The organism is Microbacterium sp. LjRoot205, assembly GCF_056175745.1.
On sequence record NZ_JBGFFH010000004.1, the window covers coordinates 86,850 to 100,225 of the forward strand.

14 protein-coding genes and 1 tRNA gene are annotated in these 13,376 nt (G+C 67.8%); 7 read left to right on the forward strand and 8 right to left on the reverse strand.

Features of this window, described 5'->3' with window-relative positions:
* Nucleotides 1–56: 56 nt before the first annotated feature.
* Nucleotides 57–2,609: an aminopeptidase N gene (gene pepN, locus AC04ME_RS10490; RefSeq protein WP_042536714.1), complete on the reverse strand. Its 2,553-nt coding sequence runs from the start codon at nucleotides 2,607–2,609 to the stop codon at nucleotides 57–59.
* Nucleotides 2,610–2,733: 124 nt separating this feature from the next.
* Between pepN and AC04ME_RS10495 the strand changes: the two genes are divergently transcribed.
* From AC04ME_RS10495 to AC04ME_RS10515, 5 genes are read left to right on the forward strand one after another with little or no spacing between them, the layout of a single operon-like run.
* Nucleotides 2,734–3,918, forward strand: coding sequence for a ferrochelatase (locus AC04ME_RS10495; RefSeq protein WP_042536712.1), 1,185 nt, complete (start codon nucleotides 2,734–2,736; stop codon nucleotides 3,916–3,918).
* A gap of 37 nt (nucleotides 3,919–3,955) precedes the next feature.
* Nucleotides 3,956–4,441, forward strand: coding sequence for a ribose-5-phosphate isomerase (locus tag AC04ME_RS10500; RefSeq protein WP_042536711.1), 486 nt, complete (start codon nucleotides 3,956–3,958; stop codon nucleotides 4,439–4,441).
* Between the two features lies 1 nt (nucleotide 4,442).
* Nucleotides 4,443–5,441: an Fpg/Nei family DNA glycosylase gene (locus AC04ME_RS10505; RefSeq protein WP_475434871.1), complete on the forward strand. Its 999-nt coding sequence runs from the start codon at nucleotides 4,443–4,445 to the stop codon at nucleotides 5,439–5,441.
* A 23-nt stretch (nucleotides 5,442–5,464) separates the two neighbouring features.
* The gene (locus tag AC04ME_RS10510; protein WP_042536708.1) at nucleotides 5,465–6,106 is read left to right on the forward strand and encodes an FMN-binding negative transcriptional regulator; all 642 of its coding nucleotides are present in this window, start codon (nucleotides 5,465–5,467) and stop codon (nucleotides 6,104–6,106) included.
* Nucleotides 6,103–7,599 carry an amidohydrolase gene (locus AC04ME_RS10515; RefSeq protein ID WP_475434873.1) on the forward strand — a complete coding sequence of 499 codons (1,497 nt, stop codon included), beginning with the start codon at nucleotides 6,103–6,105 and terminating at the stop codon, nucleotides 7,597–7,599. Before AC04ME_RS10510 ends, AC04ME_RS10515 begins: the two co-directional genes overlap by 4 nt.
* A gap of 61 nt (nucleotides 7,600–7,660) precedes the next feature.
* Here the strand turns inward: AC04ME_RS10515 and AC04ME_RS10520 are convergent, their stop codons facing one another.
* A complete protein-coding gene (locus AC04ME_RS10520; protein WP_042536706.1) occupies nucleotides 7,661–8,146 on the reverse strand; it encodes a Dps family protein in 486 nt (161 codons plus the stop codon).
* A gap of 140 nt (nucleotides 8,147–8,286) precedes the next feature.
* Between AC04ME_RS10520 and AC04ME_RS10525 the strand changes: the two genes are divergently transcribed.
* On the forward strand, nucleotides 8,287–8,823 hold the full coding sequence (locus AC04ME_RS10525; protein WP_475434875.1) for a gamma carbonic anhydrase family protein: 537 nt from the start codon (nucleotides 8,287–8,289) through the stop codon (nucleotides 8,821–8,823).
* Between the two features lie 29 nt (nucleotides 8,824–8,852).
* Nucleotides 8,853–8,926: transfer RNA gene (locus tag AC04ME_RS10530), tRNA-Ile, on the forward strand.
* Here AC04ME_RS10530 and AC04ME_RS10535 read toward each other — a convergent pair.
* From AC04ME_RS10535 to AC04ME_RS10560, 6 genes are all read right to left on the reverse strand, one after another.
* Nucleotides 8,908–9,534 carry a DUF2238 domain-containing protein gene (locus tag AC04ME_RS10535; RefSeq protein WP_475434876.1) on the reverse strand — a complete coding sequence of 209 codons (627 nt, stop codon included), beginning with the start codon at nucleotides 9,532–9,534 and terminating at the stop codon, nucleotides 8,908–8,910. The two genes, AC04ME_RS10530 and AC04ME_RS10535, sit on opposite strands and share 19 nt — an antisense overlap.
* An 11-nt stretch (nucleotides 9,535–9,545) precedes the next feature.
* A complete protein-coding gene (locus AC04ME_RS10540; protein WP_079112769.1) occupies nucleotides 9,546–10,379 on the reverse strand; it encodes an endonuclease/exonuclease/phosphatase family protein in 834 nt (277 codons plus the stop codon).
* Entirely contained in the window at nucleotides 10,376–11,206 is an 831-nt protein-coding gene (locus tag AC04ME_RS10545; protein ID WP_475434879.1) for a glycosyltransferase family 2 protein, read from the reverse strand. The genes AC04ME_RS10540 and AC04ME_RS10545 overlap by 4 nt, the downstream gene beginning before the upstream one ends.
* Before the next feature lie 79 nt (nucleotides 11,207–11,285).
* The gene (locus AC04ME_RS10550) at nucleotides 11,286–11,618 is read right to left on the reverse strand and encodes a DUF7882 family protein (RefSeq protein WP_042536702.1); all 333 of its coding nucleotides are present in this window, start codon (nucleotides 11,616–11,618) and stop codon (nucleotides 11,286–11,288) included.
* 86 nt (nucleotides 11,619–11,704) lie between these two features.
* On the reverse strand, nucleotides 11,705–12,643 hold the full coding sequence (locus tag AC04ME_RS10555; protein ID WP_079112770.1) for an AraC family transcriptional regulator: 939 nt from the start codon (nucleotides 12,641–12,643) through the stop codon (nucleotides 11,705–11,707).
* Nucleotides 12,624–13,376, reverse strand: a complete 753-nt coding sequence (locus AC04ME_RS10560; protein WP_079113973.1) for an exonuclease domain-containing protein — start codon at nucleotides 13,374–13,376, stop codon at nucleotides 12,624–12,626. The genes AC04ME_RS10555 and AC04ME_RS10560 overlap by 20 nt, the downstream gene beginning before the upstream one ends.

Here is a 13,376-nt window from a genome sequence, read left to right on the forward strand (position 1 = left end):
TCAGGCCTCTGCGCGGGCTGGACGCATCGCGCAGAGGCCTGATGGGAGAAGCGGGCTCAGTCCTCCGCGTCGCGGGACTGCGCAGCGAGCGAGCGCTCGACGTCGGCGAGGTTCTCGAGCACCAGACGGCGCAGCGCCGGTGCCGCGTCCTGGTTGGCCGACAGCCACGCGCGTGTCGCGTCGCGCAGTTCGACATCGGCGATGGCCGTGGGGAACAGGCCCACGATCAGATACTGCGCGATCTGGTAGCTGCGGGACTCCCAGATCGGCACCAGCATGTCGAAGTACGCGGGCACGAACTCGCGAAGAGCCTCGGCGCCGGCCGGGTGCACGAAGCCGAGCGCGGCAGACCGCACGATCGTGTTCGGAGCGTCGTCGCGTTCGATCAGCGACGCCCAGGCCGCCTTCTTCGAGGCGGAGTCGGGCAGCGCCGCACGTGCCTGCGCGGCGAACTCGCCGCCCTTCGACGTGTTGTCAGACGCGAGCGCGGCATCGATGGATGCCGCATCCGTCGCGCCGATCGTGGCGAGTCCGACGAGCAGCTGCCAGCTGAGGTCCGCGTCGATCTCGAGGCCCGGGAGCGTCTCCTCGCCGGAGCGCAGGCGCCCCACGATGCCCGCGTGCTCGGGAGTGACCAGGGCGTTCGCGAAGGCCGTCACGAACTGGAGCTGGCTGTCGCTGCCCGATTCGGCGGCTTCTGCAAGAGCCCAGAGTCCGTCTGCGACCTTCTGGCGAGCGGCGAGACGAGCCTCTGGCCTGACATAGAGCGTGGCGGCGGTGCGCAGCTGCGCGAGCGTCGTGCGGACCGTGGTCGACTCGGTCTCGCGGCCGATGTTGCCGAGCACCAGGTCGATGTAATCGGAGGCCGCGGTCTCGGCGTCGCGGGTCTGGTCCCAGGCGGCGCCCCAGACGAGGGAGCGCGCGAGGGGGTCGCTGATGTCGGCGAGGTGTGCGATCGCGGTGGCGAGGGAGCGCTCGTCGAGGCGGATCTTCGCGTAGGCGAGGTCGTTGTCGTTGAGCAGCACGAGGTCGGGACGCGCGAGGCCATGCAGCTCGGGAACCTCGGTGCGGTCTCCGTCGACGTCGACCTCGGCGTAGTGCGAGCGCACGAGTGCGCCGTCCTGGAGGTTGTAGAACCCGATGCCGAGCCGGTGCGGACGGATGGTCGGGTAGTCGGCCGGAGCGGTCTGCGTCACGGCGAATCGTGTGATGGTGCCGTCCGAGTCGTCTGCGATCACCGGTTCGAGCGTGTTCACGCCCGCGGTCTCGAGCCACTTCTTCGACCAGGTGCTCAGATCGCGTCCGCTGGTGGCTTCGAGCTCGGTGAGAAGGTCGCTCAGCTCGGTGTTCCCCCACGAGTGCTTCTGGAAGTACTGCGAGACGCCGGCGAAGAACGCCTCGATGCCCACCCAGGCGGCGAGCTGCTTGAGAACCGAGCCGCCCTTCGCGTACGTGATGCCGTCGAAGTTCACCTGCACGTCTTCGAGGTCGTTGATCTCAGCCACGATGGGGTGGGTCGAGGGAAGCTGATCCTGGCGGTAGGCCCAGGTCTTCTCCATCGCGTTGAAAGTGGTCCACGCCTCGGTCCACTCGGTGGCCTCCGCGGTCGCGATCGTCGACGCCCACTCGGCGAACGACTCGTTCAGCCAGAGGTCATTCCACCACTTCATGGTCACGAGGTCGCCGAACCACATGTGCGCGAGCTCATGCAGGATCGTGACGACGCGGCGCTCCTTGACGGCGTCGGTGACCTTGCTGCGGAACACGTACGTCTCGGTGAAGGTGACCGCCCCCGCGTTCTCCATCGCACCGGCGTTGAACTCGGGGACGAAGAGCTGGTCGTACTTCGCGAACGGGTAGGGAACGCCGAACTTCGACTCGAAGTACGCGAAGCCCTCGCGCGTCTTGTCGAAGATGTAGTCGGCGTCGAGGTGCTGCCACAGGCTCTTGCGTCCGTAGACGCCGAGCGGGATGACCCGGCCCGAGGAGCTGGTGAGCTCGGAGAACGTCGCCTCGTAGGGGCCTGCGACCAGGGCCGTGATGTACGACGAGATGCGCGGCGTGGGCTCGAAGCCCCACGTCGCGACCGAGTGGTCGTCGTGGACGATGGGCTCGGGCGTGGGGGAGTTCGACACGACCTTCCAGGACGCCGGTGCCGTCACCGTGAACTGGAACGTCGCCTTCAGATCGGGCTGCTCGAACACGGCGAACACGCGCCGCGAGTCGGGGACCTCGAACTGGGAGTAGAGGTAGACCTCGCCGTCGACAGGGTCGACGAAGCGGTGCAGTCCCTCGCCGGTGTTGGTGTAGAGGCAGTCCGCGTCGACCACGAGGACGTTCTCGGCCTGCAGGCCGGCGAGCGCGATGCGCGAGTCGGCGAAGACCTCGTCGGGGTCGAGCTGCTCTCCGTTCAACGAGATCTCGCGCACGTCGCGTGCGATCAGGTCGATGAAGGTGATGCTCTCCGGCGTCGCGGTGAACCGGACGACGCTGCGGGAGCCGAAGACCTCCGCACCCTTCGTCAGGTCGAGCGAGACTTCGTACGACTGGGTGTCGATGACGTCGCGGCGCTCCTGCGCTTCGATGCGGGTGAGGTTCTCTCCAGGCACAGCTGTACTCCCAGGGGTGAGGGGATGCTGCCGCAACCCAGCGCAGTTGGCGCCCACGGCAACCATGACAGCCTACGCCAGCACGGCGGCCTGACTCACTTCCAGGAGATGAAAGAATGGACGGGTGACCGCGATCGAGCAGAACACCGTCCTCTTTGCCTCCGATGCCGCTTCCTCCGGCGCGCCGTATATGACCACCCCGGTGGCCTATGACGGCATCCTGCTCGCCGGGTTCGGCGGCCCAGAAGGGCAGGAGGACGTCATACCTTTCCTGCGCAATGTCACGCGGGGGCGGGGGATCCCGGACGAGCGCCTCGAAGAGGTGGCGCACCACTACCGCCATTTCGGCGGTGTGAGCCCCATCAACGGACAGAACCGCATCCTCAAGGAGGCGCTCGAGGGCGAGCTCGCGCGCCGCGGCATCGATCTTCCGGTGTACTGGGGTAACCGCAACTGGAGTCCTTACCTCGAAGAGGTCGTCACCGAAGCCGCAGCCGACGGCAAGACGACGCTCCTCGCCTTCGCCACGAGCGCGTACAGCTCCTTCTCGAGCTGCCGGCAGTATCGCGAGGACTTCGCGCGAGTGCTCGAGGAGACGAAGCTCGGCGAGACCGTGACGATCGACAAGATCCGTCCCTTCTACGACCACCCCGGGTTCGTCGAGTCCTTCGAGACGGGTGTCCGCGAGGCCGTGGAGACCTTCCTCGGTCAGGGAATCGCCCCGGCCGACATCCAGATCCTCTTCTCCACCCACAGCATCCCGACTGCGGATGCCGAGCGCTCGGGCGCGCGGGACATCGACTGGGGCGAGGGCGGCGCGTATGCCGCGCAGCATCTCGCCGTCGCCGCGTGGGTGATGGATCGCGTCCGTGAGAGCATCCCGGCAGCGGCTGACGTCTCGTGGGAGCTGGTCTACCAGTCCCGTTCGGGCCCCGCCTCGCAGCCGTGGCTCGAGCCTGATGTGTGCGACGTCATCGGCGAGCTGCCCGAACGCGGCCGGAAGGCCGTGGCCGTGGTGCCCGTCGGGTTCATGAGCGATCACATGGAGGTGCTCTGGGACCTCGACACCGAGGCCGCCGAAGCCGCCGAGGAGGCGGGACTCGCCTTCACGCGTACTCCGACGCCCGGAGTCGCCCCGTCGTTCGTCACCGGAATCGTCGACCTGATCGTCGAGCGCCTGGAGGGTCGTCCGAACGAGGATCGCCCCCATGTCACCTCTCTGCCCGGTGCGTTCGATGTGTGCCGCCCCGGCTGCTGCGAGAACGTCCGGGCGGGATTCAAGCCGGCTGCGGCCGGCGTGGCTCCGTGAGCACCCGCTGACCGTCTGCGCTTCTAGGATGGATGCCATGCGCATCCATATCGCCACCGATCACGCCGGTCTCGACTTCTCGACGCAGCTGCAGGACCATCTGCGCAGCGCAGGCCATGAAGTCGTCGACCACGGGCCGGTCGAGTACGACGCGCTCGACGACTACCCCGCGTTCTGCATCCGCGCTGCGCAGGCGGTCGTGGCGGACCAGAGGGCCGGGGTCGAGACGCTCGGCGTGGTGTTCGGCGGTTCGGGGAACGGCGAGCAGATCGCCGCGAACAAAGTCGCCGGTGTCCGCGCCGCGCTGGTGTGGAACACGTCGACCGCAGAGCTCGCCCGTGAGCACAACGATGCGAACGTGATCTCGATCGGGGCGCGTCAGCACTCCTTCGACGAGGTCACCTCGTTCATCGACACCTTCATCGCCACGCCGTTCTCGGGAGACGAGCGTCACATCCGCCGCATCGGTCAGATCGCGGACTTCGAGCGCGACGGCTCGCTGCTTCCGGACCCGCGAGCCTGACATGCCCGAGGGCCACTCCGTCCATCGCATCGCTCGTCAGTTCGATCGGAACTTCGTCGGCAAGGCGATGCTCGCCTCGAGCCCGCAGGGACGATTCGCCGAGGGGGCGGCCGTCCTGAACGGACGCGAGGCGATCAGCGTGCAGGCTGTGGGCAAGCAGATGTTCCTCGAGGCCGAAGGCGATGTGTGGTTGCGCGTGCACCTCGGTCTCTACGGAGCCTGGGACTTCGCCGGCGACATCCTGGTGGACCCCACCATCGCGTCTGCGAACGGTCGCATGGGGCAGACCAACCAGAGGGGCACGGTGGTGGATGAGGAGATCCTCGACGATGCCGGAGAGAACTCGCTGGCGTCGATCGGCGCGCCCCGTAGAACCCGTGTGCACGTTCGCATGTCGGAGCAGACGAAGGGTCTCGCTGACGAGGGGCTCGAGTGGCCGCCGCCGGTCGTCGGGCAGGTTCGGCTGCGTCTGATGACCGACATCACCGCCGCTGACCTCCGCGGTCCCACGGCATGCGTGCTGCAGACTCCTGAGGAGATGCTCGCCAGCGTCGCGAAGCTCGGTCCCGATCCGCTCGTGGGCGATCCGGTGCAGAACGAGGAGCGCTTCGTCGCGGCGGTCCGCAAGAAGCAGACGGTGATCGCTCTCCTGCTCATGGATCAGGCCGTGGTGAGCGGCATCGGCAACGTGTATCGGGCCGAGATGCTGTTCCGCCAGCGGTTGAACCCGCATACCCCCGGCCGAGAGGTTCCCGAGGACGTCGTGCGAGCCCTGTGGCATGACTGGGTGCGTCTCCTCGCCGTCGGCGTCGAGACCGGTCAGATGATGACCATGGATGATCTCTCGCCCGATGCGTACCGCGCCGCGATGGCGAGCCGCGACAACCGGCACTGGGTCTACCATCGCGCAGGTCTGCCGTGCCGTATCTGCGGCACCGAGATCGCTCTCGAGGAGATCGGCGCGCGCAAGCTGTACTGGTGCCCGCGCTGCCAAGCGTGACCCGTCGGCCATAGGCTGAGGGGATGCGTCAGAACCCCAGTTTCACGCTCGCGGATGTGGCCGAGATCCGTCGGATCGTCGATGCCAATCCCTGGGCGACGATCGTGAGCCACGGTCCCGACGGCCTGGTCTCTTCGCACTACGTCGTTCTTCTCGATGACGACCATGACGACTTGACGGTCGTGGGGCATGTCGGGCGGCCGGACGACCTGATTCACGGCCTGGGGGATGGGGAGATGCTCGTCGTCTTCCAGGGACCGCACGGCTACATCTCGCCCGGTTGGTACGGCGATGTGCCGTCGGTTCCGACCTGGAACTACACGGCCGTGCATCTCGCAGGGATTCCCGAGATCCTCAGCGACGAAGAGAACCTCGCCGTGCTCGACCGGCTGGTCGACCGTTTCGAGGGACGGATGCCGGAGCCACGGCGCATGTGGGAACGGCCGAACGATCCCGCGTTCGTCACTCGCCTGGCCACAGGGACGGTGGGCTTCAGACTCACCCCGACCAGGGTCGTCGCCAAGCGCAAGCTCAGTCAGAACAAGCCGACCGAGACCGTGGAGACGGTCATCGCCGAGCTCGAGGCCGTCGGGCCCTACAGGCAGCCCGCCCTCGCGGCCGAGATGCGTCGTGTTCAGCAGGCGCGCGTCGGAGGTCGCTCGTGATCGGGATCGGAGAGCGGGTCGGCACCCTCGTCGGCGTGCGGGTCTCCGGCCCTGGAAGAGAGTTCCTGATCGACGACGAGCCTGTGGACATCTTCATCGAAGACGGTCGCATCAGCGACATCGCTCCCACCGGAGCTGTCGCGCCGCAGGGCGAGATCCTCGAGGGCAACGGGGCCTGGGCGGTGGCCGGCCTGTGGGACAACCATGTTCACACGGTCCAGTGGGCGCTGGCGGCGGAGCGAGTCGCACTCGGCGGCGCGGCCTCCGCGTCTGAGGCTGCTGCGATCATGGCGGCCGCGGCACCCCTGCCGGATGGACGGAAGGTGGGCAGCGGATTCCGCGATGCGATGTGGCCGGATCGCCCGACGCTCGCTCTGCTCGACAGCGTCACCGGAGAGGTCCCCACCTACCTCATAAATGCAGACGTGCACAGCACGTGGCTCAACTCGGCTGCCTTGCGACTCGAGGGGTTCGCCAGCGCCGACGGGATGCTGCGCGAGCAGGACGCGTTCGAGATCTCTCGTCGACTGAATGCCGTGGATCCTGTTCGCGGCGATGCGGCGGTCCGGGACGCGGGGGAGAGAGCAGCGTCCCGCGGCGTCACGGGGCTGGTCGACTTCGACATGGCATGGAATGCCGATGCGTGGCCACGCCGAGTCGCGGCGGGGTTCGCCGCGCATCGCGTCGAGTTCGCGATCTATCCGTTCGACCTCGAGCGAGCCATCCGTGCCGGCCTGAGGTCGGGTGAGCTGCACCAGGACGAGGACGCGCCGGAAGCCGGGCGCGGCCTGATCCATGTCGGACCGCTGAAGATCATCAGCGACGGTTCGCTGGGCACCCGCACCGCCGCATGCTCACACGCGTATCCGGGTGATCCCGAGAATTTCGGGGTGCTCACCGTGCCCCCGGCCGAGCTCGCAGAGCTGCTCACCGTCGCGACCGGAGCAGGACTCGCGGTCGCCGTGCACGCGATCGGCGACCGCGCCGTCACCGGCGCGCTCGATGCCTTCACCGCGTCTGGTGCGGTGGGCACCATCGAGCACGCCCAGCTGGTGCGTCACGCCGATCTCGCGCGGTTCGGCAGACTCGGCATCATCGCGAGCGTGCAACCGCAGCACGCTCTCGACGACAGAGATCTCGTCGGCCGGCACTGGGCAGGGCAGACCTCGATCGGCTATCCGCTCGGCGCCCTGCGGGACGCCGGTGTCGAGCTGCGCTTCGGATCGGACGCGCCTGTGGCACCGCTCGATCCGTGGCAGGCGATCGCCGCTGCCGTCACCCGCACCGACGACGACCGTGATCCGTGGCACCCCGAGGAGCGGCTGACACGCGAGCAGGCGCTCCGGGCGAGCGTCCGCACCTCTGTGCGCCCGGGCGAGCTGGCCGATGTCGCCCTGTGCGGCTACGACCCGCTGACCGCCTCCGGGGCGGATCTGCGAGGGATGCCGGTGACGGCGACGATGGTGGCGGGGCGTCTGACCTACGGCGCCTGACATCCGGAGCACGAAGAAGGGCACCGGGAAGACCCGGTGCCCTTCTTCGTCAGACGGATGCTTATGCAGCGATGTGCGACACGAGGAACCAGCGGTCCTTCTCGAGTCCGCGCATGATCTCGATCGCGACGTCCTGGCTCGTGAGGTCGACCTCGTCGAGTCCGTCGATCGCAGCCTTCACGTCGATGAGGATCGCGTCGATGTCGGAGATGACAGCGCGCACGAGCTCGTCGGACTGGGTGAAGCCGGCGGGGACCGACGTAGCGCTGCCCTTGGCGGCCACGGCGCTGATACGCGCGTCGATCGGCAGGCCGAGGGCGACGATCCGCTCGGCGGCGGTGTCGGCGAAGTCTCCCGCGTGCGCGACGATCGTGTCGAGAAGCTCGTGGACGCCGACGAAGTTGGCGCCGCGCACGTGCCAGTGCGCCTGCTTGCCATCGATCGTCAGTGCCTGGAGTCCGAGCACGACGGGGGAGAGGAACTGAGCCGCTGCAGCTGCCACTGTCGGGTCGCTGGCGGTGGTGGAAACGGTCTGTACCTTGCTCATCTTGACTCCTCCGGAGTTGTCTCTTCGTGCCTGATGATGACAACGCTACTCGTCTGAAAACATTCCGCAAGCAAGCGAAGGCTCGGCTTAGTGCCCCGGAATCATGCGGAAATCCGGCCTTGGGAGGATAGTCTCATCTCATGAGCATCGCAGCCGGAGCCTCTGTCCTCGCGCTCCCGGGGAAGACCCCGTCGGTACCCGAAGACGCGTTCGTCGCCGAGGGAGCGCGCATCGTCGGCGACGTCTCGCTGGCCGAAGGCGCGAGCGTCTGGTACAACGCCGTGCTCCGAGGCGACTCGGCATCCATCGTGATCGGTCGAGGCAGCAATGTGCAGGACAACGTCTCGGTCCACGTCGATGCGGCTCATCCCGTCACCGTCGGTGACAAGGTGTCCATCGGTCACAACGCCGTGGTGCACGGATGCACGATCGGAGACGGCTCGCTCATCGGCATGGGGGCTGTCGTGCTCAGCGGCGCGGTCATCGGTGCGGGTTGCCTCATCGCCGGCGGAGCAGTCGTGCTCGGAGGAACCGAGGTGCCGGACGGCTCACTGGTGGCGGGGGTGCCGGCGAAGGTGCGTCGATCCCTCAGCGACGACGAGCGTGCCGACCTGATCGCCAACGCCGAGATCTATCTGGTGCACCTCGAGACGCACGCCGCCGCCACACCGATCTGACCGGTTCGGCCCGATAGGCTGGTGCTCACGGGGCGGTGGCCAAGCTGGTTAAGGCAGTGGGCTCATAACCCAACGATCGCGGGTTCAAGTCCCGCCCGCCCTACTCCTGTTCGCTGAGCCGCCCACGCCATCTGTCGAGCGCGGTCGTCTCAGAGATGACGTCGCGAGGATGACGCCGGCGGCGATACCGCCGAGTCCGCCGAAGACCATGTCGCCGATCGTGTCCTGATACGTGACGAAGATCTCGTCGCTGAGGTAGGCCCAGCCCAGCCACTCGACCATCTCCCACATGGCGCTGAGTGCGAGGGCCAGGAGCGGTGCCAGGACGAGCGGAGTTCGCGGCCGCGCGCCGTGGTCGCGAGTCATCGTGACGACCTCCGCCCGGGTGAGGATCAGCGCCGCGACGATCGTCAGAATACCCGTGCAGATCAGGTGCACGACCAGATCCCAGCCCGGGATCGTCCGGTACAGGTCGAATATGTTGCTCCACGCGGCCACGAGCACGGTCGCGCAGACCGCCAGATCGAACCCCCCGCGCAGTCCCAGCACTCGAGGCAGCATCAGGGCCGGAAGAGCGAGTGCGGCGATGCCGGCGTCCGTCGGCGCGAGCCAGATCAGCGCCACGCCGACGCCGACGATCCCCAGAACTCGCAGAGAGTCTGCGGACCACTCCGCGAGGGACCGAGGCGGACGGAGGAAGTCTTCTTTCACTGTGTCCTCTTTCACTGTGTCTTGCCGTGCAGACGCAGCAGCGCCTGCACTGCCAGGTGATCCGAGGGTCTGATCCCATCGAAGACACCTGCGTTGATGCCGGCAGCACGCACCCGGACGTCTCGGCTGACGAGCATCCAGTCGACGCGCCGCCCCGTGAGCCGCGGTCGTCGATATCCGTTGAGCGTGCTCCACAGCGGTGTCAGCCGGTCCTCGGCAGCGCTCCAGGAGTCGGTGAGCTCCGCCCGCGACAGGAGCGTGCGTACGGCGCGGGAGCGGGGACCGGCATTGAGATCACCCATCACGATCGTCGGAAGAGCACGCTTCCGGACCAGCGCGGAGATGGCCTCGGCCGATCGTCGCCGCGAACGAGAGGACAGGTGGTCGAGATGGGTGTTGACGACGAGGAACCGGATGCCCGTCGACGTGTCGGCGAACTCCGCCGTCACGAGAATGCGGGGGATGAGGTTGCCCCAGGATCGACTGCCCCGTTCGTCTGGGCGCGCTGAAAGGGCCTGCTGCTCCCATCCGCGCAGTTCCAGGCGTTCGGCGTCGTAGACGAGCGGGGTGCCCTCGCCCGTGCCTTCGCGGCCTCGTCCTCTGCCGATGAACCTGTGAGTGGGGCCGAGCGCGCGGGTGACGACCCTCATCGCGCCGGGAAGCACCTCTTGCAGCCCGAGGATCGTCGGACGCTCCGAGCGCAGCATCTCAGCGACTGCCGGGGCGCGCACACTCCAGCGGTCCTGCTTCGGACGCGCGAAGCCCTCCATGGCCCGGCGGATGTTGAACGACATCGCGTGCAGCTCCGGTGCGACCACAGGGCCGATCAGCGCGGGCACGGTCATCGTGTTCGCCGTGCAGCGGGGCCGCGTAGGCGACGGCGGACAACCAGGCGTGCCCACCGCACAGGGGGGAAGTCGCGCGGCCAGTGCACGAGCACGCTGCGGAAGCCTCGCTGCACGCGCCGGCCGAACTGCCCTGCGGTGAACGGTCTCATCGACATCCCCATCGACTCGCCGGGGAGCCGAGCGATGCGGTGGTTCTCGCCGAGGTGGAAGGCGAGGTCGAGGTCATCGTGGATGTGTGCATCGCCGCGATGCACGTCCGCACGCACCGCATGCCATGCTTCCTTGCGGAACGCGAGATTCGAGCCGAACAGCGGTCTATGACCGAGAGTCACGCTCAAGAGGCTCGTGTACGCGCCGAGATAGAGCCGAGCGAGCGGGACGCGGAGCGCCACAGGCCCGTCGGTGAAGCGCGCACCTCCGGTGACGGCTCCGATGCGCTCGTCCTGCCCGAAGGCCGAGACGACCGCGGAGATCCAGTCGGCATCCGGTTCGCAGTCCGCGTCGAGTCTGAGGATCAGATCACCGCGTGCGGCATCGTATCCGGTGGACGCCGCAGCGGGGATGCCCGGCTCGATGCAGGTGAGCACGCGCGCGCCCGAGGCTCGAGCGACCGAGGCCGACGAATCGGACGAGTCATTGTCGACAACGATGATCTCGTCCGCCGGCGACTCCTGGGCGTGCAAGGCACGCAGACACCGTGCCAGCAGAGCCGCGTCGTCCTTGACAGGCACGACCACCGAGATGGTGGGGGAGTCGGCGGGCCCTATCCGTGACCGGACCGTGGCGGCACTGTCGACCACATGCCCTTCGCTGCGTTCCGTCATCGGCGCGATCATGTCATCGATCGGCGGAGAGAACGAGGGACTTGACACTGCGGAGCCCGCCCGACCCTCCGCGCCCGGATCAGCGAGCGTCTGCAGCCTGCAGGTCGGACGAAGGCTCGATCAGCTCCTCCACGAGCGTGATGCCGCCGCTCGAGTTGGCCGAATGGGCGAGATCCTCGATCCATCGACGGCTGAGCTCGGGCGCCTCGCTCTCGTCGAAGACGAACCTCAGGGGGATCGACGGATGCAGCCAGACCGTCGAGCGGCCTTCAGGGTCTCCGTCCGGGTGCTTCCAGGTGAGTGTGAAGCTCTCGTTGCGACGCAGCTTCGTCGCAACGACGACCTTGAGGTGCGCGAGTGCACGATCGTCGATATGGATCGGCTCGGAGGCGCCGTAGTAGAGAGAACCCATATCTCGGAATATATGCGCCAGGGGGCGAACCATCGCACCGGCCACCCTCGGCGCGCGAGGGGAGCGAACAATCTGTTCGCATAATGTCATCGGCGATGCGTCGCGGCCGTCACAGAGGGAAGCACGCCGAAGCTGTCGCGATACGCGGCGGCGAATCGCGAAGGATGTGAGAAACCCCATCGGCGGGCCACCGCCGCGACGGTCGAGGGCGCCCCGGACTGCAGGTCGCGATGGGCGCCGTCCAGCCGCGCCCGTCGCAGCGACTCGGCCGGCGTCGTGTCGAGCGCTCGTCGGAAGGCGTATTGCAGTCCCCGCGTCGAGATGTGCACGGCCGCGGCGACATCATCGACGGTGATCGGCCGGTGCGAGTTCTCGGCGATGAAATCGAGAGCACGGCGCACGGTCGCCGGAGCGGCTGTGGTCTGCGCCGGGCGATGGCGTTCGAGGCGGCTCGTCGTCGCGAACGCGGCGAGCGTCGTGGCCGCCGCATGGCGCGCCAACTCGCTGCGCAGGAGTTCGAGATCGTCCGTGGTGTCATCGAGCGGTGCGGCGCTCTGCTCGAGATACGCGAACATGCGATCCCATGCCGCGGCCGCGTAAGCGGAGCGAGGGGAGAGGTCCTCGATACGTATGGAGAGGTCGTCGTCACCGCTTATCCGCCGAGCGAGGCGCGACAGGGTGTCGCGGTCGAACACGAGCGCCGCCACACGTGCCCCCGCGTCCCATCGTGCATGCACTCGGGGTCCGTCCGAGATCCACGGGCGGCTCGCATCGAGATCGCCCCGATCGGAGTACACCCGCGCATCCGGACCGTCCACCCGGCACACCAGAACCTGGTCGAGTGGTTCCGCGGTCGAACGCACCTCCGCTGCCAGGTCGTAGCGAACAAGGCTCACGCCGCCGAGATCCGCAGAGTGCCAGTCGAAGCGGAAGCGCTCCGGGTCGACGTCGTGCAGGACCGCAGACGGGACGAACTGCTTCCAGGTGCTCTCGACGCGTGAGACGTCACTGGTTCGGAACCGCATCGCGAGGCTCCTCCCCTCGGGTGCGGTGTGCGCGGACAGGCCAGGTGCCGTCGAGGCGTTCCTCCGGCTCGAGACGGCCGATCCGGATGAAGTACTCCGTCAGGCTCGCCGCCTGAGAACGCGCCCACCCGATCTGGCGCGTATGCAGCTCTTCGAGCGTCTCGGGAAGCACGAACTGGCGCGCCAGGGCCTGCGCGACCCGGCCTGCGGCCACCGCATCCGCGGCCGCCTCGTGGGCATCCTCGAGTCGTACCGCGTAGAGGGCGGCGACGACCTCGAGAGTGCGCTTGCCAGGGCGATACCGGTCGTAGGCCTTGTCGATCACGAGAGGGTCGATGATCGGGGAGGGATCCTCCAGCGGTGCGATTCCGTGGCGATGCGCCTCGTGAGCCAGGAGGGAGAAGTCGTATGCCGCGTTGTACGCGACGATCGGAACCCCCTGTGAGAGCAGGGACCGCAGGGCAGCGGTCACTTCTCCGACCACCTCAGCGCCCGGACGCCCGTGCCGGCGGGCATGCTCGGTGGTGACTCCATGCACGGCCGTGGCACCCTCGGGTATCGGCACTCCAGGATCAGACAGCCAGTCCCTCGCGGCGATCTCACGTCCGTCTGCGTCGAGCAGCCCCACATGCGCGGTGACGACTCGGTCTTTCTCCACGTCGATCCCCGTGGTCTCGAGGTCGAACACGCCTACACGAGTGATCCAGTGCGGGAGCGAGGGGGCCGGGGGCAT

What these genes read in the sequence shown, in the direction of transcription:
- AC04ME_RS10500 (WP_042536711.1), top strand. Translation starts at nt 3,956, where the DNA reads ATGCGCATCCATATCGCCACCGATCACGCCGGTCTCGACTTCTCGACG.
- AC04ME_RS10505 (WP_475434871.1), top strand. Translation starts at nt 4,443, where the DNA reads ATGCCCGAGGGCCACTCCGTCCATCGCATCGCTCGTCAGTTCGATCGG.
- AC04ME_RS10510 (WP_042536708.1), top strand. Translation starts at nt 5,465, where the DNA reads ATGCGTCAGAACCCCAGTTTCACGCTCGCGGATGTGGCCGAGATCCGT.
- AC04ME_RS10520 (WP_042536706.1), bottom strand. Translation starts at nt 8,146, where the DNA reads ATGAGCAAGGTACAGACCGTTTCCACCACCGCCAGCGACCCGACAGTG.
- AC04ME_RS10525 (WP_475434875.1), top strand. Translation starts at nt 8,287, where the DNA reads ATGAGCATCGCAGCCGGAGCCTCTGTCCTCGCGCTCCCGGGGAAGACC.
- AC04ME_RS10540 (WP_079112769.1), bottom strand. Translation starts at nt 10,379, where the DNA reads ATGACCGTGCCCGCGCTGATCGGCCCTGTGGTCGCACCGGAGCTGCAC.
- AC04ME_RS10545 (WP_475434879.1), bottom strand. Translation starts at nt 11,206, where the DNA reads ATGACGGAACGCAGCGAAGGGCATGTGGTCGACAGTGCCGCCACGGTC.
- AC04ME_RS10550 (WP_042536702.1), bottom strand. Translation starts at nt 11,618, where the DNA reads ATGGGTTCTCTCTACTACGGCGCCTCCGAGCCGATCCATATCGACGAT.
- AC04ME_RS10555 (WP_079112770.1), bottom strand. Translation starts at nt 12,643, where the DNA reads ATGCGGTTCCGAACCAGTGACGTCTCACGCGTCGAGAGCACCTGGAAG.
- AC04ME_RS10560 (WP_079113973.1), bottom strand. Translation starts at nt 13,376, where the DNA reads ATGCCCCCGGCCCCCTCGCTCCCGCACTGGATCACTCGTGTAGGCGTG.